Source organism: Enterococcus sp. DIV2467a (assembly GCF_050532945.1).
Taxonomy (GTDB): Bacteria; Bacillota; Bacilli; order Lactobacillales; family Enterococcaceae; genus Enterococcus; species Enterococcus faecalis.
Map to the genome: position 1 here is coordinate 1,386,443 of NZ_CP172896.1, position 20,121 is coordinate 1,406,563.

A 20,121-nucleotide genomic window follows, 5' to 3' on the forward strand; every position below is an offset into this window, starting at 1 on the left:
AATTAAAGTTTTTAAGAGAATGATTTAGAGATGGACGTTCCAAAAATAAAAGAATTTATTTTTGGAACGCCCCTTTAATTGTTAATAATGAAAGCGTGTTCAAAAATGTTAGGGGGCTGATTTATCAGATGAAACATGGAAAAATAAAACGATTTAGTACATTGACACTATTGGCAAGCGCAACGATTTTAGTACCATTAAGTACGTCTGCAGAAGAAACAACAAACAGCAGCACTGAAACAAGCTCATCAATGGTGGAACCTACCGCAACAGAAGAAAAATTGTGGCAATCTGATTTTCCAGGAGGGAAAATTGGTGAGTGGCAAGATGTGATTGGTAAAACAAATCGAGAATTAGCAGGAGAGTCATTGGCGATTTCACGAGATGCAGCAGCAGGTAATAATGCCGTATCTTTAAATTTAGATTCCCCTAAATTAGCTGATGGTGAAGTAGAAACAAAGTTTAAATACACTGCTGGAAGCGGTCGAACGGGTGTGATTATTCGTGGTAATACCAAAGATAGCTGGGTTTTTGTAGGCTATAACGCGAATGGCAAATGGTTAGTTGAAAGCCCTAATTCGTGGAATGATTCAATTTCTGGGCCAACGTTAAATGAAGATACGAATTATTTGTTGAAAGTACGTTATGTTGGTGAAAAAATTACTATCTGGCTTAACACCACGTTGATTTACGAAGGAGAACCTGTTTTGGCCAACGGAGACAAAATTCCAACAGAAGCCGGACATGTGGGTGTCCGTTTGTGGTACGACAAAAAAATTGTCAATTATGACTATTTTAAAAATGGCCCCGTAGATAGCATTCCTGAAATTGTGCCAGAAGTGACCCAAATTGCGCCAGTCAAAGTTTTTACAAAAATTGGTGTCGCACCAAAATTACCGAAACAAGTAAAAGTGACCTATAATACTGGTAAAGAAGCCAATGAAGCAGTCCGTTGGGATGAAATCGATCCTGCTGCATACAAAGAACCAGGAACTTTTGAAGTCGACGGTACTTTGGAAAATACAAACATCAAAGCAAAAGCCAGCATTGTTGTTGCTAAAGACAATGAAGCTGAAAAAGGCGACAAAATCTCTTCCGCAGATTTAACAGCCGTGGTTGATCCACAATTTCCACGAATTATTCGCTACGAAGACCCTCAGAGTAATCAAGTGATTTTTAATGGCCAATACGAGAAAATTGACCAAGTAATGATTGATGGCAAAGCATATAAAGCAACTGCTGAAAAACAAAAGAGTGAAGCAAATCAAGCCGTTTATAACGTAGCTGTCCCAGAAATTGGCCTGCGTTTCACAACGACATTGACTGTTTCCGAAGGCCAAGAATTAGCTATGAAACTCTCAGATATTCGTGAAGAAGGAACCAAAATACACACAATTTCAATTCCAAATCAAGGCTTGATTTCTGTCAATAGTACAGATGAAGGGGCGACTTTTGCTGGCGTTGTGATGAATACTGGGACAAATGCAAATAACGGAAATAAAAATGGTGATACTATCCAAGATTTAACTACAACAAGCCAAGAAGAAACGAAAAAATATATGTATGGTTTCTTAAATACGGCGAATTATGCTGCAAGTTTTTGGACGAACGCCTATGGAGACGGCTCTGTCGATGGTAGTGACAACAATCGAATCCATAAACAAACAAAAGAAGCGGCGACTGGTTTTGTAACAACCTTGTCAAGTGGGGCATGGACCTATCGACCATTTGATGCACCGGAAGATTACACAACTGGAGAAACACCAGAAGTGAAAGTTAAATTCTCAAAAGATAGCAACGACGACAATCGGGTGGATTGGCAAGATGCGGCAATTGGGTTCCGTTCAATTATGAATAACCCAATGGGCGCGGAAAAAGTCCCTGAATTAGTCAACCAACGGATTCCTTTTAACTTTGCTAGTCAGGCGACGAACCCATTCTTAGTGACGTTAGACGAATCAAAACGCATTTACAATTTAACAGATGGATTAGGACAAATGAATTTACTAAAAGGGTATCAAAATGAAGGACATGATTCTGCGCATCCAGATTACGGTGCTATTGGTCAGCGACCTGGTGGGGAACAAGCGTTGAATCAATTAATTGATGAAGGCCATAAATTAAATGCCGTTTTCGGTGTGCATATTAATGACACCGAGTCTTACCCAGAAGCAAAAGGATTTAATGAGGAATTAGTTGATCCAACGAAGCGTGGCTGGGATTGGTTAGATCCGTCTTATTTTATTAAACAAAGACCCGATGCATTGAGTGGTCGTCGCTATGAGCGCTTTAAAGAATTAAAACAAAAAGCACCGAATCTAGATTATATTTATGTTGATGTTTGGGGCAACCAAGGCGAATCAGGTTGGGCAAGTCGTCAACTAAGTAAAGAAATTAATTCACTCGGTTGGTTTACAACCAATGAATTTCCGAATGCTTTAGAGTATGACTCGGTTTGGAACCATTGGTCTGCAGAAAAAGATTACGGCGGTACAACAACGAAAGGCTTTAACAGTACAATCGTTCGTTTTATTCGGAATCATCAAAAAGACACTTGGATTATTTCCGACAACCCTTTGTTAGGTGGAGCTGAATTTGAAGCCTATGAAGGTTGGGTGGGTAAAACCAATTTTAATACCTATCGCCAAAAAACTTTTGCCATTAATGTCCCAACTAAGTTCTTACAACATTACCAAATTACAAACTGGGAAACTACAACAGCAGCAGATGGTCAAATCTATGGTACGATTAAATTAGCGAACGGTGCTGAAAAAGTGACCGTTACTCAAGCAGATGCTAATTCGCCAAGAAGCATTACGTTAAATGAGACAGAAGTTCTAAAAGGTGATGCGTATCTACTGCCTTGGAATGTCAATGGTCAAGACAAACTATATCACTGGAATCCAAAAGGCGGTACCAGCACTTGGTCATTGGATAAGAAAATGCAAGGAAAAACGAATTTACATTTATATGAATTAACAGATCAAGGGCGTATTGACAAAGGCGCAATTGCCACTACAAATAACCAAGTGACCATCCAAGCCGAGGCTAATACACCGTATGTCATTGCTGAACCTGACAGTATTGAACCGATGACATTTGGAACAGGAACACCATTTAAAGATCCTGGATTTAATGAAGCCAATACCTTAAAAAATAACTGGAAAGTTTTCCGAGGTGATGGTGAAGTTAAAAAAGATGCTAACGGTGATTATGTCTTTAGTTCAGAAAAAGAAAGAACCGAAATCAAACAAGACATCAATCTTCCTAAACCAGGAAAATATAGTTTGTATCTAAACACAGAAACACATGATCGTAAAGCCACAGTAACTGTTAAAATTGGTGGTAAAAAATATACGCGGACAGTGAATAATTCGGTTGCCCAAAACTACATTCAGGCAGATATTAACCATACAAGCAGGAAAAATCCGCAGTATATGCAAAATATGCGAATTGATTTTGAAATCCCAGATAATGCCAAAAAAGGCTCGGTAACATTAGCGGTTGATAAAGGCAATTCCGTTACAAAATTTGATGATTTACGAATTGTTGAGCGTCAAACGGATATCATGAACCCAGACAAACAAACAGTTATTAAGCAAGATTTTGAAGACACACAAGCAGTTGGGTTATATCCGTTTGTTAAAGGCTCAGCTGGTGGTGTAGAAGATCCACGGATTCATTTATCAGAAAGAAATGAACCTTACACACAATATGGTTGGAATGGAAACCTTGTTTCAGATGTATTAGAAGGCAACTGGTCCTTGAAAGCCCATAAACAAGGAGCAGGTTTGATGCTTCAAACAATTCCGCAAAATATTAAATTTGAACCGAACAAGAAATATACGGTCCAATTTGATTATCAAACTGATGGTGAAAATGTCTTTACTGCTGGGACCATTAATGGGGAGTTGAAAAATAACAATGACTTTAAGCCAGTCGGTGAGTTGACTTCGACAGCAGCAGATGGTCAAACCAAGCATTATGAAGCAGAAATAATTGGGGATGCTTCAGGAAACACTACGTTTGGTATTTTTACAACAGGTGCCGATAAAGATTTCATTATGGATAACTTTACGGTCACAGTGGAATCGAAAAAATAAATTTAGTCTATCTAAGCAACTTGGGCTACAAGTTAAACGTACTTGTAGCCCAAGTTGCTTCTTTTATGAAAAGAAGCAAGGTCTAGTGCCTCATTTTTATACTGCAGAATAAACAGACACATTTTTTAAAGTGTCAGGCTTCTTTGTGTATTTCATCAAGAACGAATGGACAAACTTGCCTTTTGCCACAAATCGTTTACAATTACAATGATAGGCATAATTTATTTAGAGGTGAAGTGATTGAAGAAATACAATGTTGATTGGAATTACTGGGTTGTCCGCTTTTTATTTGTAATGGCGCTGATTGTTGGCTATTTATTAATCACGAATTATCAGCACTTTGTCCATAGTGTTTCGGGTTTGTTAGGCATCTTATCCCCATTCATTACTGGGTTCGTGATTGCTTATTTATTGAGTGGAAGTCAGAAAAAAATCGAGGGATTACTAGAAAGAGTTCCTTTACCAGTCGTAAAAAAAGCGAAACACGGCTTGAGCGTACTCCTTTTGTACCTGATTATTTTGTTTATTTTTGTCTTGACATTAAACTATATCGTTCCGCTACTCATTAGTAATTTAGTAGATTTAGCAAACTCTTTACCCACTTTTTATGATCACATGGTTCAGTTTGTGATGAGTTTAGAAGATAAAGGGATTTTAAAAACAGCCGCGATTGAAAAATATTTAAATAGTGTCCTTAAAGATTTGTCGCCAGAACGTTTTTTAAATCAATGGACACAAGCGTTATTTTCATTAGGAACGTTGACTAAAAATGTTTCCTCATTCTTTTTAAATGCATTTTTAACGTTGATTATCTCAATCTATGCGCTGGTATTTAAGCAATCTATTTTGACATTTGTTGAAAAGGCTGCCCACAAATTGCTGTCTGAAAAAGTGTACAAGCAAACACAAACCTGGTTAAATACAACGAATAAAATTTTCTATAAATTTATCAGTTGCCAATTTCTTGATGCTTGTATAATTGGCGTTTCATCAACGATTTTGTTAAGTATTTTGAATGTGAAATTTGCTGTGACTTTGGGGATTTTATTAGGTATTTGTAATATGATTCCTTATTTTGGTTCGATTTTTGCGTCAATTGTTGCTGGTGTGATTACGCTTTTCACAGGTGGTGTTACTCAAGCAATTACGGTGTTACTAGTTTTATTAATTTTACAACAAATTGACGGCAATATTATTGGTCCTCGAATTATGGGAGATGCCCTAAATGTCAATCCGATTTTAATTATTGTTTCAATCACGATTGGGGGAGCGTACTTCGGCGTCTTAGGGATGTTTTTAGCAGTTCCTGTTGCTGCAATCATTAAAATTATTGTCTCGGAGTGGCTAAATGAATCAAAAGAAAATGATAAGATTGTAGATTCTATTGAATCCTAAAGTAAAACTTTTCGTCTCGCGTTGACGAAAAGTTTTTTAGTGGAAAAGAAAGTTTCATTATTTGGAATTTTTGGTATGCTATACTTAAAGTAAATAGAAAATCAAAATTGAGGTGAATAAATGCAGTTTTTAAAAAAATATGGCGGCTATTTTTTAGTTTTAGGGGTCTTACTTGATTTTTTTACACCTTATTATGTCGGATTCAAAGATCAAGGTTACAATCAATTGACAGAAGTAATTAGCTTATTAGGTGATGTGAATAGTCCAGTTAGGGAAACCTTTAATCATTTAACTATCATTGCGGGAATGTTGATGTTAGCAAGTTTACCTAGGATATATGCTATTTTTTCCAGAAAAACGAAAAAAGGTGCTTGGTTAGTAGTGGCAATGATTGGCGCTTATGGTTTATTTGATTGTATTTTCAGTGGGCTCTTCAGCGTAGACACTTCAAGCGCTGGCACAGTTGCTACCGCGCTTCATAACGGAGGATCAGCAGTCGGTTATACAGGCTTTTTGTTGTTATCAGGCGTCTTAACCATTATCTATAGTAAAGACGGTTCGCAAAAAAATAAAAAACTTTTTGGTTTTTTGTTTATTTTATGTATGCTTGCAGCCGGCTTATATGGCTTAGCAAGGATTCCACAGCTACAACAGGTAAAACCATTTAATTATTTAGGCTTATGGCAAAGAGTGAGTTCATTTTGTAATTATCTACCAATGCTGGCACTGTGTTTACAAACTAAAACCAATGACAAATTTGATTGAACATTTGTCATTGGTTTTTTACTAGTTAAAATTGTCTGGTAATAACTTAATTATTGGCTACTGTGACTTCACCAGTAACAGTGGCACCATCTTTTTCTAAGTCAGCAGAATCTTTATATTCTTGTTTATCAAAAGTAATATTGCCATTAACTTTGGTCCCATTTAAGGTAAAGCCATTTGCTTTCACCTCAATATCACCTTTGACAGTCCCATGAACGATGTTGAAATTTTCAGAAGAAACGATTAGCTTAGGAACCGTGATTTCATATTCAGCAGTTACTTTTTTATTATCATCTTGAGAATAAAGCGCTAATTTACGATAGACATCGTTGGAATCTTTCCCCTTATCATGGAAAGTACCAGCAACTGTTACCTCGTTATCAAAAGTGACATTGTCAGTAGCTGCGACAATCCAATTTCCTTTATCACTTAACGCCATTTCGAGCTCTTCAGGCTTGGCACTAATTGAAGCACCAGAGACTACTTCTGTACTTGAATTAGCTGTTTCTTTGCTACTAGAACTACTATCTGTTTTTTTATCAGATGAACAAGCACTAAGCAACACAAGAGCAGCAGTTGCCGTCAAAACAGTGGTGAGTACTTTAGACATTTTCATGAAAATCCCTCCAAAAAATTTATTTATTTCTTCCTTTATCATAACTGATTCAAAGGGAAATGAGTAATCATACACTCAAAGATTGAGAAGTTTGGCTAATGGGAAATTAGGCTTATTCTCTCAAGAAGGTTCAGGAAATATTCAAAGTAATCATTTCTTTTTCAAATGTTCCTTTTCTGTAGTAAGCTAGTAATAGACAGAATTTTAGGAGGAGATTTTGATGCCTTGGAATATGAATGATTATCCTACATCAATGAAAAATTTAGCACCTTTGATTCGGAAAAAAGCGATAGATATTGGCAATGCGTTGCTTGCGGATGGCTACCCTGATGATCGCGCCATTCCAATTGCGATTAGTCAGGCGGAGAAATGGTATCAAGAGGCAAGTGCAGCAGACAAAAAGGCCTTCGAACAAGAAGCAAATCCTACGAAACAAGATTCGCATAAACAGGATAAACATGCGGGAAAATTATTAACGGCGGCTGTCAACGTTAAATATAAAGACGACCAATGGTTGGTGATTTCAGACAGCGCTGAAAAAGCAAGTAATACATTTACCCACAAACAAGAGGCGGTTGAACGAGCTCAAGAAATTGCTCGGAATAAGCAAACAAAGCTGAAAATCTATAAGCAAGATGGTAAGTTACAAGAAACCAAAGAGTATACTGAATAATTTTTCGAAACCTTGATATTCCGTTGCAATTGAAGAAACGGCTATCAAGGTTTTTTGGCGAGGGAGAAATGGACAAGTAAGAAAAAATAACAAAAGTTAAGAATGAGAATAAGGCTTGCTTTTCTAGTTTTTGGTGGGTACAATTACACTAATTAAGATAAAAAATCAAAATAATTGAGGTGCTACGACAATGGAAAAAGCCAATCTTGATTGGAATAATTTAGGATTTTCTTACATTAAAACGCCCTTTCGTTATATTAGTTATTGGCGAGATGGCAAGTGGGAAGAAGGCACGCTAACAGATAACAATCAGTTAACGATTAGTGAAGGTTCGCCTGCTTTACATTATGGCCAACAATGTTTTGAAGGATTAAAAGCGTATCAATGTGCAGATGGTTCTGTCAATTTGTTTCGTCCAGATAAAAATGCCAAACGGTTACAAAAAAGTTGTGCACGGTTACTGATGCCACAAGTACCAGTAGAAACCTTTGTTTCTGCATGCCAAGAAGTGGTGAAAGCCAACCTTGCTTATTTACCGCCATATGGAACGGGCGGTACGTTGTATCTTCGCCCTTATATGATTGGTGTCGGCGATAATATTGGCGTAGCACCTGCCAAAGAATACATTTTTTCTATTTTTTGCGTGCCGGTTGGTTCGTATTTTAAAAATGGTTTAGCACCAACCAACTTTATCGTTTCTGAATATGATCGAGCAGCGGGTCGAGGAACCGGGGCCGCTAAAGTGGGGGGCAATTATGCAGCTAGTCTTTTACCAGGTGCAGAAGCACATGAGAAAGAATTTAGTGATTGCATTTATTTAGATCCGTATACGCATACGAAAATTGAAGAAGTTGGTGCAGCCAATTTCTTTGGCATAACCAAAGAGGGTACTTTTATTACGCCGAAATCAGCGTCTATTTTACCAAGTATTACTAAATATTCATTATTGACGCTAGCAAAAGAACGTTTAGGGATGACGGCGCTTGAAGGAGACGTTTACATTGATCAATTAGCGGACTTCTCCGAAGCGGGTGCTTGTGGCACAGCGGCGATTATTTCTCCTATTGGTGGGATTCAAAACGGCACAGATTTCCATGTATTTTATAGTGAAACAGAAGTTGGACCAGTGACTAAGCAACTATATGATGAATTGGTTGGCATACAGTTTGGTGACAAAGAAGCGCCAGAAGGCTGGATTGTAAAAGTTTAAAGAGACAAAAAAGAGAGAATTCATGCTCTCTTTTTTTTATAGAATATTCAGAATTTTCTATAGAAAGATTGACTTTGATTCTATTTAAAGGAATAATGGAAGATACAAGATTTAAAAAAGGAGGGAAAGCTATTGCTTATTAAATCAGCAGAATCAGACGAAATGACGATTTTTTTTGATAAAGAAAACCAACCAAATACACAAGTTCAAATGGGCATTATTACATTACAGCCTGGTGAAAAACGGCCTTTAGCTGGATATGCTCGCCATGAACAGGATGAATATTCTTATGTGATTTCTGGCGAAGCACATACGATTTTAGAAGATGGTCAAGACTTAGTCGGAAAAGCTGGACAAGCCCAATTAATTGAAGCTGGTGAGGGGCACATTAATTATAATGATGGGTTGGAGCCAGCGGTCGTTGTCTGGATGCTTGTGGAAAGGACAAAATAAAAGGGGAGCTGTCTTTCTGTAAGTAAGAGCATAAAAAAATGAAGAGTTATAGGAGAAAGAAGATGAAAAAGTATTTAAAAATCACAATGGTTTGTATTTTATTGGTAGGATTTTTAGCTGGGTGTACCAATAAAAATGAAAATAAAAAGAAACAGAAAAATACCAAAGAAGCCGTTCAACTGATGTCACCTTCAGAATTAACAACGCTCAACACCTCTGTATTATTGGATTTTCCAGATGCTATTGTCCAAACAGCAGCGTTTGAAGGGTTATATAGTTTAGATGAACAAGACCAATTGGTACCAGCCGTAGCAAAAGCATTGCCGACGATTTCAGAAGATGGAAAAACCTACACGATTTCTTTGAGAAAAGAAGCGGTTTGGAGTAACGATGATCCTGTCACAGCGCATGATTTTGAATATGCTTGGAAAAAAATGATTGATCCTAAAAATGGCTTTGTTTATAGCTTCCTCATCGTTGAAACAATTCAAAATGGTGCAGAAATCTCAGCTGGGAAATTAGCACCCAATGAACTTGGTGTCACAGCTGTGGATGATTATACATTAAAAGTGACGCTCAAAGAGCCAAAACCCTACTTTACGTCCTTGTTAGCTTTTCCTACATTTTTCCCGCAAAATCAAAAAGTAGTCGAACAATTTGGTGCGGACTATGGAACTGCTAGTGATAAAGTCGTCTATAATGGTCCGTTCGTGGTAAAAGATTGGCAGCAAACAAAGATGGACTGGCAACTAGCAAAAAATAATCGCTATTGGGATCACCAGAACGTGCGCTCAGACATTATCAATTATACGGTTATCAAAGAAACATCTACCGCATTGAATCTTTTTGAAGATGGACAATTAGATGTGGCTACACTAAGTGGTGAATTGGCGCAACAGAATAAAAATAATACGTTGTATCATTCGTACCCAACAGCGACAATGAACTATTTGCGCTTAAATCAAAAACGGAAAGGGCAAGCAACGCCGCTTGCAAACGAAAACCTGCGTAAAGCATTGGCTTTAGGAATAGATAAAGAAAATCTAGTCAATAATATTATTGCAGATGGTTCTAAAGCGCTACATGGTGCAATCACGGAAGGCTTTGTGGCGAATCCCACAACGGGCCTCGATTTTCGTCAAGAAGCAGGTGATTTAATGGTTTATAACAAAGAAAAAGCGCAAAGTTATTGGAAAAAAGCACAAGCAGAATTAGGAGAAAAGGTTAACGTTGAATTGATGGTAACAGATGATGGTTCTTACAAAAAAATTGGTGAAAGTTTGCAAGGCTCGCTACAAGAACTGTTTCCTGGTTTGACAATAGAGCTAACCGCATTGCCGACCGAAGCTGCATTGAACTTTGGGCGAGAAAGTGATTATGATTTATTCTTAATTTACTGGACACCAGACTATCAAGATCCTATTTCTACCCTGATGACTTTATACAAGGGCAATGATCGCAATTATCAGAACCCTGTCTATGACAAATTATTAGATGAAGCAGCCACAACCTATGCCTTAGAGCCAGAAAAAAGATGGGCGACACTGATTGCAGCTGAAAAAGAAGTGATTGAAACGACTGCTGGCATGATTCCACTTAGCCAAAATGAACAAACAGTCCTGCAAAATGATAAAGTCAAAGGCTTGAATTTTCATACCTTTGGCGCTCCATTAACGTTAAAAAATGTTTATAAGGAAAAATAAAAAGAGAGCCTGGGCTGAAAATCGCTTTTGATTTTCGGCCCAGGCTTAAATCCTGCTTTTTAACCCAAAATTTGTCACCATTTAGCCTTTTCGGGTTTTATCTCGAACGCTTCTGTTCTAATAGTTCAGAATCAGGTGCAGTGTGGGGCTGGGCATATTTTTTCATATATGTCGGCAAGGCTTGACTAATCTTCGTTGGTAAAACAACATAGTCAGTTTTGGCCAAATCATCTCCAATGAGACTGTGTAAGTAGACGGCGCCAGCAATGGTTTCAATTGTCGGCTTAAACTGAGCTAAAAAACCAGCAATGATGCCAGCCAAGGTATCCCCAGTTCCGCCAGTAGCCATCCCAGGGTTGCCGCCTGTATTTTGAAAAGGTTCTCCTGCGTGGAAAATTGTTGTGCGATGACTTTTTAAAACAATCGTACTGCCTAATTTTGCTTGTTGGCGCTGGTTATTTGCCAGTGTTTGTTGCTCAATAGGTAAGTGACTCAAACGTTGCCATTCCATTTGATGAGGTGTGAAAACAACTTTTTCAGGATAGGTAAGGGAAAAATTGCCTTGGCTAAACAGGGTAATTGCTGAGCCATCGATAATTAACCATTGTTGTTTTTGATGTTGGGCGAGTACCATCGTCAACATTTGTTGTGCAGTAGCATCTAAGCCTAAACCTGGACCAATTAAAATAACCTCCGCTTGCTCTACGACGTCCGTCAGAAGGGCTGTTTCTTCAAAGCCCACGACCATCGCTTCTGGGCATCTTGCATGTAAAGGCCCATGATTTTTAACATCAGTAATCACAGTGGTGAGACCAGCGCCACTATTGATACACGCTTCGGTACTCATGATGATGGCTCCGCCATATTGACGGTTTCCTCCGATTAATACGACACGCCCAAAATTGCTTTTATAAGAGTCGGAGGGGCGTTGAGTGATGACTTCCTCTAAAATGTCCTTGCTTAAATAGCGCATTCTATCACTCCTTTTCTTGGGATTTCTTTGTTCTCAGTATACTACAAGAGCCCCGAAAAAATCAGTTTATTTAATGTTAAAAGTTACTCTATTGAAGGCAATGAGGTGTATAATAAGGACCAGATAAATGAGTTAGGAGAGTGAAACAGATGGAAGAGAAAAAAACATTTTATATGAGTGGCTACGCAGGAATTGCGAGCTTATTAGTTATTTTAATTGCGGGAATTGGTTTATTTATTTATGGAGCGAGTCATACCAATGGAGTTCTTGTTGTTTTAGGTATTATTTTGTTAGTTGGGGCTATTTTATTTTTAAGTTCCTTAACCATTGTTAGTCCCAATCAGGCGAAAGCTATTTTATTCTTTGGTCGCTACTTAGGCACGATTAAAGAAAATGGGTTGTTTATTACCATTCCATTTACGCAAAAAATGAACATTTCTTTGAAAGTACGAAATTTCAATAGTTCTCTATTAAAAGTCAATGACTCTGACGGGAATCCAATCGAAATCTCTGCGGTCATCGTTTTTCGGGTAGTCGATACAGCTAAGGCGTTATTTAATGTCGATTATTATCAAGACTTTGTGGAAATTCAAAGTGAAACGGCAATCCGGCATGTAGCAACACAATATCCTTATGACACTTTTTCAGATAATGATGTAACTCTGCGAGGAAATACCGAACAAATTTCCGAGGAGTTAACCAAAGAATTGCAAGAACGCTTAGCAGTGGCTGGTGTAGAGGTTATCGAAACACGGTTGAATCATTTAGCTTATGCAACTGAAATTGCTAGCTCCATGTTGCAAAGACAGCAAGCAAAAGCAATCTTAGCGGCTCGACAAACAATTGTTGAAGGTGCGGTAAGCATGACACAAATGGCCTTAGAACAGATTGAAGAAGGGCAAGAAATTAATTTTACCGATGAACGAAAAGTACAACTTATTAATAATTTACTAGTCTCAATCATTACTGATAAGGGCACACAACCAGTTATTAATACAGGCGACGTTTCTTCTTAAAGAGGAAGCAACGCTAAAAATATCAAAAAAAGAGTCATCTTTCCGATGACTCTTTTTTGGTAAACACGAACATTATATAATTTTAATCTATAATATTTCGGTTTTTCTTTGACATCTCTTTTTCTCATTGTTAGAATAACAGTGAAAAAAGGCGGAAGGAGTTATTACATTCATGAAACCATTAGTCGCTGTGATTATGGGAAGTACCTCAGACTGGGCAACGATGAAAGCTGCTTGTCTTGTGTTGGAAGAGTTGGGAATTCCTTATGAAAAACGAGTGATATCAGCACATAGGACCCCTGATTTGATGTTTCGTTTTGCAGAGGAATCACGAACAAAAGGATTGAAGGTTATTATCGCTGGCGCTGGTGGAGCGGCCCATTTACCAGGGATGGTAGCTGCAAAGACAACCTTACCTGTCATTGGTGTTCCAGTTAAAACACGAACATTAAACGGTATTGATTCACTGTTGTCTATTGTGCAGATGCCAGGGGGAGTTCCTGTAGCAACAACTGCGATTGGCTCAGCAGGTGCTACCAATGCTGGGTTATTAGCTGCAGAAATACTAAGTATTGATGATTTACAGTTAGCAGAAAGAATCCAAGCAAGACGACAATCATTGGAAAAAGCGGTTATGGAAAGTGGGGAACAACTTGAATAAACCTTTAAAAGTCGGAGCAACTATTGGCATTATAGGTGGGGGACAGTTAGGGCGAATGCTAGTCATGAGTGGTAAAAAAATGGGTTTCCAAATGATTGTGTTGGACCCAACGCTCAATAGTCCAGCTGGTCAAGTAGCTGACCGTCAAATTGTGGCAGCCTTTGATCAGATATCTGCTTTAACTGAACTAGCAGAGTTATGCGATGTGATCACCTATGAATTTGAAAATATTGAAGTGGCCTCCCTAGAAAAGGCCATTCCACTAGAAAAGCTGCCACAAGGAACAGAATTGGTAAAAATTACTCAAAATCGATTGCTTGAAAAAACGTTTCTTCAATCGATTGGCTGTAAGATTGCTTCTTTTGCGGAAGTGAAAAGTCAGAAAGAGCTGCCACAAGCAACAGAAAAGATTGGTTTTCCATGTGTCTTAAAAATTATTCAAGGTGGATACGATGGAAAAGGACAGGTCGTCTTAAAATGCGAAGAAGATTTCTCCCAAGCGACTAAATTATTAGCTAACACCACTTGTGAATTAGAAAAGTGGGTGCCTTTCACTAAAGAACTTTCAATCATCGTTGCAGGGAATAAGCATGGTTACCAAAGCTTTCCTGTATCTGAAAACATTCATCGAAAGAATATCTTGCATGAATCAATTGTGCCAGCTCGAATTTCTGAGAATGTGCAACAAAAAGCAGCGGAATTGGCGCAACACATTGCTGAGGAATTAAATTTATCTGGGGTTTTAGCTATCGAACTGTTTTTAACAGATTCAGAAGAGTTGTACGTCAATGAATTAGCGCCACGGCCTCATAACTCAGGTCATTACTCTATTGAAGCTTGCTCATTTAGTCAATTTGATGCGCATATTCGAGGGATTAGCAATTGGGGCATTGGGTTACCCCAGTTACTTCAACCAGTAGTTATGGTGAATCTCTTAGGCGAACACTTAGAAAAAAGCTACAAGTTATGCACGTCAAAACCCACTTGGCAAGTCCATTACTATGGAAAAGCCGAATCAAAAGTTGGCAGAAAAATGGGCCACGTCACCATTACAACACCTTGCTTATCAGAAACGTTAAAGGAAATTGAGACTGTTGGTATTTGGAACGTAACTTAATAAATGCTTGCTCCAAGCAAGTTTTTTATTTTTACATTCGACAAACACGAACGATTATTGTTTTTTTGTAACTAATGTAAGTCTTTGTCTGATGTAAATCAGCTGACTTAGAAAGAATAGGGTTCATGAAGCTAACGAGAAGAGGGAAAGAATGGAAAAGAAAGCACTTGTGTATACAGGAAAAGCGAAGAAGTTGTATCAAACAGAAAATGCTGCGGTTCTTTTTGTGGAATATCTTGATCAAGCAACAGCTTTAAACGGTCAAAGAAAAGACAAAGTTCTTGGAAAAGGCGCTTTAAATAATCAAATCACTAGTCTTATTTTTGAATATTTACAGCAACAGAAGATTCCCAATCATTTTATCAAAAAAGTATCTGAACACGAACAATTAATTCAGGCCGTAGAAATGATTCCTTTGGAAGTTGTCGTACGTAATTATGCGGCAGGAAGTTTTTCGAAGCGTTTAGCGATTGAAGAGGGCACTAAATTAGTGACGCCCATTATTGAATTTTATTACAAAGAAGATCGTCTGGATGATCCTTTTATTAACGAAGACCATATTCAATTTCTAAAAGTAGCCACTCCTGCTGAAATTGTGGAGATTAAAGCATTGACTTTACAAATTAATCAGGCGCTCAGTCAACTCTTTCAACGCCTCAATATTTGTTTGATCGATTTTAAAATCGAGATTGGTCGGACGAAGGCCAATCAATTGTTACTGGCAGATGAAATTTCTCCAGACACCTGTCGTCTATGGGATTTAAACACAAACGAACATCTGGATAAAGATGTTTATCGCCGTGAATTAGGAGAAATAGTTCCTGTATATGAAGAAGTTTTACAACGTTTACTAACAGCTAATTGAGGAGGAAGCGCGTATGTATTTTGTCAAAGTCTATGTTACGTATAAAGAATCAATTTTGGATCCCCAAGGTGAAGCGGTTAAGGAAGCAGTCCATCGGCTTGGTTTTACAGAAGTAGCCGAAATCCGTGTCGGTAAGTATTTTGAAATGCACGTCCAGCAGACAGAAGCAATTGAAGAGAAAATTGAACAAATTTGTGATCAACTATTAGCCAATGTAAATATGGAATCCTATCGTTTTGAAATTTTATCTTTGGAGGAAATTTAAATGAAATTGGCAGTGATTGTTTTTCCAGGATCTAATTGTGATGCAGACTTATTGTGGGCTGTCAAAGAGGTGATGGGCGTCGATGCAGAATTTGTCCGACACGATGCCACTTCTTTAGCAAAATTTGATGGCGTATTGTTGCCTGGTGGTTTTTCTTATGGCGATTACTTACGTTGTGGTGCAATTGCTCGGTTTTCGCCAATTATCAATGAGGTGATTCGCTTTGCTACAGAAGGCAAAATGGTTTTTGGTACTTGTAATGGCTTTCAAATTTTAACAGAAATTGGCTTACTTCCTGGCACGTTGCTAAGAAATGATTCGCTTCGTTTTATTTGTAAAAGTGTCCCATTGAAAGTGAATACGCACACAAAGTTTACAAGCGAGTATCCTGAAAATGTTTCGATACATTTACCAGTAGCGCATGGCGAAGGGAATTACTATTGTGATGAAAAAACGTTGAAAGAGCTGAAAGAAAAGAACCAAATTGTTTTTACGTATCAAGAAAAGGTGAACGGTAGTCTTGAGAATATTGCTGGTATTTGTAATGAACAGGGCAATGTTCTAGGAATGATGCCTCATCCGGAACGAGCGATAGAAGAATTGTTAGGTTCAACAGATGGACGCAGCTTTTTTGCTTCAATCATTAAAAACTTTGGAAAGGAATTAAGCCAATGATGAATGAACCAACACCAAAAGAAATCAAGGAGACACGGTTGTATGCAGAATGGGGACTAACAGATGAAGAATATCATCAGATTGAGACCATTTTGCAAAGAGAACCTAATTATACAGAAACTGGCTTATTCTCCGTGATGTGGAGTGAACATTGCTCTTACAAAAATTCCAAGCCCGTTTTAAAAAAGTTTCCGACGGAAGGGCCACAAGTGCTTCAAGGCCCTGGTGAAGGAGCTGGGATTGTCGATATTGGTGACGGATTAGCTGTTGTTTTTAAAGCAGAGAGCCATAATCATCCTTCTGCAGTAGAACCTTACGAAGGAGCAGCTACAGGCGTTGGTGGAATTATTCGCGATATTTTCAGTATGGGGGCGCGGCCGATTGCTTTACTGGATTCGTTAAGATTTGGCGAACTGACGGATGCACGAACACGTTATTTGTTTCAAGAAGTTGTGGCGGGGATTAGCGGTTATGGAAATTGTATTGGTATTCCAACCGTTGGCGGCGAAATTGCTTTTGAGCCATGTTATCAAGGAAACCCACTTGTCAATGCTATGTGTGTGGGATTGATTCGTCATGATGAGATTCAAAAAGGCCAAGCAAAAGGCGTCGGAAATAGCATTCTTTACGTAGGTGCGAAAACAGGACGTGATGGAATTCATGGTGCGACCTTTGCTTCAGAAGAATTTAGTGAAGGTGAAGAACAGCAACGATCTGCGGTACAAGTAGGTGATCCGTTTATGGAAAAATTATTATTGGAAGCTTGTCTTGATTTAATCAAAAATCATCAAGATATTTTAATCGGCATCCAAGATATGGGGGCGGCTGGCTTGGTTTCTTCAAGTGCTGAAATGGCATCAAAAGCAGGTTCAGGCTTGATTCTAGAGCTGGATAAAGTTCCGCAGAGAGAGACGCTGATGAGCCCCTATGAAATGCTCTTGTCTGAGTCCCAAGAACGGATGTTAATCTGTGTGGAAAAAGGAGCAGAACAGCAAGTTTGTGAATTGTTTCAAACGTATGACTTAGAAGCGGTAGCGATTGGATCCGTAACAGATGATGGACAGTATCGTGTCTTTCACGGTGGCAAAATAGTCGCAGATGTACCAGTAGATGCTTTGGCAGAAGAAGCCCCTGTCTACCAGAAAGCCTATCAAGAACCAGAGCGGATGCGTGCTTTTAAAAAATTAGCGCCCTTCATTCCAGAAATTACGAATAGCACGGAATTATTAAAACGCCTATTGCAACAGCCAACGATTGCATCAAAAAAATCAGTTTACGAAACCTATGATAGTCAAGTACAAACGAATACAGTGGTGCAACCAGGAAGTGATGCAGCTGTTTTAAGAGTGCGGGGCACCAATAAAGCCTTAGCGATGACGACAGATTGTAATAGCCGTTATTTGTATTTAAATCCTGAAATTGGTGGGCAAATTGCGGTTGCAGAAGCAGCCCGTAATATTGTAGCAAGTGGAGCACAACCTTTGGCTATCACTGATTGCTTGAATTATGGTTCCCCTGATAAACCAGAAAGTTTTTGGGAATTATGGACGTCGGCGGATGGAATCGCCGCAGCTTGCCGTCAGCTAGGAACACCCGTGATTTCAGGGAACGTCTCTCTTTACAATGAAACAGATGGTCAAGCCATTTATCCAACGCCAATGATCGGCATGGTGGGAGTGATTGAAGATGTTTCACAAATTACCACACAAGCGTTTAAACAAGTTGATGACTTAATTTATCTCATTGGTGAAACCCACGCAGATTTTAACGGCTCAGAAATTCAAAAAATGCAACTGGGTCGAATTGAAGGGCAATTACGCTCATTTGATTTAAAAGAGGAAAAAGCAAACCAAGAATTAGTTTTAAAAGCAATTCAAGCAGGCCTAGTTGCTAGCGCGCATGATTGCGCTGAAGGCGGCGTTGCCGTTGCTTTAGCCGAGTCGGCTTTTGCTAACGAACTGGGGTTACAGGTGACACTGCCATTAACAAAAGAATATCTATTTGCGGAGACGCAATCCCGTTTTATTCTTTCAGTTAGTCCCCAGCATCAAGAAGCATTTGAAACACTTATCGGAAGAAAAGCTCAACATATTGGGAAAGTGACTGAAACTGGTTTGGTCATTCATGCGTTAGATGATGTGATCGATTGTTCAACAAAAGAAGCCAAAGCCTTATGGGAGGATGCGATTCCATGTCTTATGAAGCAAAAAGCTTAAATGAAGAGTGTGGTATTTTTGGTATTTGGGGTCATCCTGATGCGGCACAAGTGACCTATTTTGGTTTACACAGCTTACAGCATCGAGGCCAAGAAGGCGCGGGAATTGTGGCGAACAATTCTGGGAAATTAGATGGCCACCGTGATTTAGGTTTATTAGCAGAAGTATTCCAAAAGCAAGAACAACTGAATGCGTTAGAAGGAACGGCGGCTATTGGTCATGTACGCTATGCAACCGCTGGTACGGGTAGCGTGGATAATATTCAGCCATTTTTATTTAAATTTTATGATAGTCAAATTGGGTTAGCACACAATGGCAATTTAACAAATGCCAAGCGTTTACGAAAACAACTAGAAAGAGAAGGAGCTATTTTTCATTCCAATTCAGACACTGAAATTTTAATGCACTTGATTCGAAAAAGCACTGCTGCCTCGTTTCTCGATAAACTAAAAGAGAGCTTGAATTTGGTTAAGGGTGGCTTTGCTTATCTTTTATTAACAGAAACGATGATGATTGCTGCACTGGATCCCAACGGCTTTCGCCCTCTCTCCATCGGACAAATGAACAATGGGGCGTACGTTGTGGCATCCGAAACGTGTGCATTAGAAACAGTTGGGGCTCGCTTTATTCAAGATGTGGCGCCTGGTGAAGTAGTCATCATTTCTGATGAAGGCTTGAAAATAGAGGTTTTCACTACGGAAGTCCAACCGGCGATTTGCGCAATGGAATATATTTATTTTGCACGACCAGATTCAAATATTGCTGGAGTTAATGTGCATACAGCTCGTAAAAGAATGGGGATGAACTTGGCAATCGAAAGTCCAGTCGCAGCTGATATGGTAATTGGGGTACCGAACTCGTCATTGTCTGCAGCTAGCGGCTATGCAGAAGAAGCACAGATACCTTACGAACTAGGTTTAGTAAAAAATCAATATGTCGCTCGAACATTCATCCAGCCGACACAAGAATTAAGAGAACAAGGTGTCCGTATGAAACTATCGGCAGTTCGTGGCGTGGTCAAAGGAAAAAAAGTCGTTTTAGTAGATGATTCGATTGTTCGCGGGACCACTATTCGGCGCATTATTCATTTATTAAAAGAAGCAGAAGCGCAAGAAGTTCATGTCAGAATTGCTTCACCACCATTAAAATATCCGTGTTTTTATGGCATTGATATACAGACGCGGGACGAACTAATTGCGGCAAACTATTCAATTGAAGAGATCAAAGAGCAGATTGGCGCAGATTCGCTGGCTTTTTTGAGTGAAGCAGGCCTGATTGATGGGATTCAATTAAATTATGATGCTCCTTATTCTGGGCTGTGTATGGCTTACTTTAATGGAGACTATCCAACGCCTTTGTATGATTATGAAGAACAATATCAAGCATCCTTGAAAAAAGAAACTAGGAGGAATTGA

General features: G+C 38.8%; 17 protein-coding genes. 15 read left to right on the plus strand and 2 right to left on the minus strand.

Going from position 1 to position 20,121, the window contains the following annotated elements; translation table 11 throughout:
- Nucleotides 1–128: 128 nt before the first annotated feature.
- The 3 genes from IGL80_RS06460 (at nt 129) to IGL80_RS06470 (ending at nt 6,263) form a co-directional block, all read left to right on the plus strand.
- A complete protein-coding gene (locus tag IGL80_RS06460) occupies nt 129–4,103 on the plus strand; it encodes an endo-alpha-N-acetylgalactosaminidase family protein (protein ID WP_129187247.1) in 3,975 nt (1,324 codons plus the stop codon).
- A 240-nt stretch (nt 4,104–4,343) separates the two neighbouring features.
- Nucleotides 4,344–5,498 carry an AI-2E family transporter gene (locus tag IGL80_RS06465; RefSeq protein WP_002386882.1) on the plus strand — a complete coding sequence of 385 codons (1,155 nt, stop codon included), beginning with the start codon at nt 4,344–4,346 and terminating at the stop codon, nt 5,496–5,498.
- Nucleotides 5,499–5,618: 120 nt separating this feature from the next.
- Entirely contained in the window at nt 5,619–6,263 is a 645-nt protein-coding gene (locus IGL80_RS06470) for a DUF998 domain-containing protein (RefSeq protein WP_085366395.1), read from the plus strand.
- 46 nt (nt 6,264–6,309) lie between these two features.
- Here the strand turns inward: IGL80_RS06470 and IGL80_RS06475 are convergent, their stop codons facing one another.
- Complete coding sequence (locus IGL80_RS06475) at nt 6,310–6,921, minus strand: hypothetical protein (protein ID WP_002381806.1); 612 nt, start codon at nt 6,919–6,921, stop codon at nt 6,310–6,312.
- A gap of 178 nt (nt 6,922–7,099) precedes the next feature.
- On the opposite strand from IGL80_RS06475, the gene IGL80_RS06480 reads away from it, so the two are divergent.
- The 4 genes from IGL80_RS06480 (at nt 7,100) to IGL80_RS06495 (ending at nt 10,918) form a co-directional block, all read left to right on the plus strand.
- Complete coding sequence (locus IGL80_RS06480) at nt 7,100–7,552, plus strand: DUF2188 domain-containing protein (RefSeq protein WP_002360125.1); 453 nt, start codon at nt 7,100–7,102, stop codon at nt 7,550–7,552.
- Between the two features lie 190 nt (nt 7,553–7,742).
- Nucleotides 7,743–8,762 carry a branched-chain amino acid aminotransferase gene (locus IGL80_RS06485; protein WP_129187245.1) on the plus strand — a complete coding sequence of 340 codons (1,020 nt, stop codon included), beginning with the start codon at nt 7,743–7,745 and terminating at the stop codon, nt 8,760–8,762.
- Between the two features lie 132 nt (nt 8,763–8,894).
- Complete coding sequence (locus tag IGL80_RS06490; protein WP_002360128.1) at nt 8,895–9,215, plus strand: cupin domain-containing protein; 321 nt, start codon at nt 8,895–8,897, stop codon at nt 9,213–9,215.
- Between the two features lie 62 nt (nt 9,216–9,277).
- Entirely contained in the window at nt 9,278–10,918 is a 1,641-nt protein-coding gene (locus IGL80_RS06495; RefSeq protein WP_002360129.1) for a peptide ABC transporter substrate-binding protein, read from the plus strand.
- A 97-nt stretch (nt 10,919–11,015) separates the two neighbouring features.
- On the opposite strand, the gene IGL80_RS06500 is transcribed toward IGL80_RS06495, so the two are convergent.
- Nucleotides 11,016–11,891: an NAD(P)H-hydrate dehydratase gene (locus tag IGL80_RS06500; protein ID WP_002360130.1), complete on the minus strand. Its 876-nt coding sequence runs from the start codon at nt 11,889–11,891 to the stop codon at nt 11,016–11,018.
- A gap of 149 nt (nt 11,892–12,040) precedes the next feature.
- Between IGL80_RS06500 and IGL80_RS06505 the strand changes: the two genes are divergently transcribed.
- The 8 genes from IGL80_RS06505 (at nt 12,041) to purF (ending at nt 20,121) form a co-directional block, all read left to right on the plus strand.
- Entirely contained in the window at nt 12,041–12,907 is an 867-nt protein-coding gene (locus tag IGL80_RS06505) for an SPFH domain-containing protein (protein ID WP_002360131.1), read from the plus strand.
- A gap of 172 nt (nt 12,908–13,079) precedes the next feature.
- On the plus strand, nt 13,080–13,568 hold the full coding sequence (purE, locus tag IGL80_RS06510) for a 5-(carboxyamino)imidazole ribonucleotide mutase (RefSeq protein ID WP_002360132.1): 489 nt from the start codon (nt 13,080–13,082) through the stop codon (nt 13,566–13,568).
- Nucleotides 13,561–14,685, plus strand: a complete 1,125-nt coding sequence (gene purK / locus IGL80_RS06515) for a 5-(carboxyamino)imidazole ribonucleotide synthase (protein WP_002404278.1) — start codon at nt 13,561–13,563, stop codon at nt 14,683–14,685. The genes purE and purK overlap by 8 nt, the downstream gene beginning before the upstream one ends.
- A gap of 151 nt (nt 14,686–14,836) precedes the next feature.
- Nucleotides 14,837–15,550, plus strand: coding sequence for a phosphoribosylaminoimidazolesuccinocarboxamide synthase (gene purC, locus IGL80_RS06520; RefSeq protein WP_002360135.1), 714 nt, complete (start codon nt 14,837–14,839; stop codon nt 15,548–15,550).
- A 13-nt stretch (nt 15,551–15,563) separates the two neighbouring features.
- Nucleotides 15,564–15,815 (plus strand): phosphoribosylformylglycinamidine synthase subunit PurS, encoded by a 252-nt coding sequence (gene purS, locus IGL80_RS06525; protein ID WP_002357271.1) that lies wholly within the window; start codon nt 15,564–15,566, stop codon nt 15,813–15,815.
- Entirely contained in the window at nt 15,816–16,490 is a 675-nt protein-coding gene (gene purQ / locus IGL80_RS06530; protein WP_002360136.1) for a phosphoribosylformylglycinamidine synthase subunit PurQ, read from the plus strand. It abuts the gene before it with no gap.
- Nucleotides 16,487–18,706, plus strand: coding sequence for a phosphoribosylformylglycinamidine synthase subunit PurL (gene purL, locus IGL80_RS06535; RefSeq protein ID WP_002360137.1), 2,220 nt, complete (start codon nt 16,487–16,489; stop codon nt 18,704–18,706). Before purQ ends, purL begins: the two co-directional genes overlap by 4 nt.
- Nucleotides 18,682–20,121: an amidophosphoribosyltransferase gene (gene purF / locus IGL80_RS06540; RefSeq protein ID WP_002404279.1), complete on the plus strand. Its 1,440-nt coding sequence runs from the start codon at nt 18,682–18,684 to the stop codon at nt 20,119–20,121. The genes purL and purF overlap by 25 nt, the downstream gene beginning before the upstream one ends.